Below are 237 nucleotides of genomic sequence, written 5' to 3'. Positions count from 1 at the left end.
ATGAAACCGTTGTTTGCATTGCTGACGCTGGCCTGCGCCCTGGCCGCACCGGCCAGTTGGGCCCAAGAGAAAGCCCAGGGCCCGGGGCAAAGCTGTCACGCCGCGGCGGCCGAGAAAAAGCTCGCCGGTGCCGCCAAAAACTCCTACCTGAAGAAGTGCGAGCGCGACGCGCACGCCGTCTGCACCTCGGCCGCGGCCGAGAAGAAACTGGGCGGCGCCGCCAAAAACAGCTTCACC

At 66.2% G+C, this 237-nt stretch carries 1 protein-coding gene; it reads left to right on the top strand.

What is annotated here, in order from left to right; genetic code table 11:
• Positions 1 to 237: hypothetical protein (locus HA630_RS26715; protein ID WP_166832057.1), on the top strand; the 237-nt coding region annotated here is incomplete at both ends.

The sequence above is a fragment of the Aquabacterium sp. A08 genome, assembly GCF_011742065.1.
This window is presented reverse-complemented; position numbering and strand designations above follow the sequence as displayed.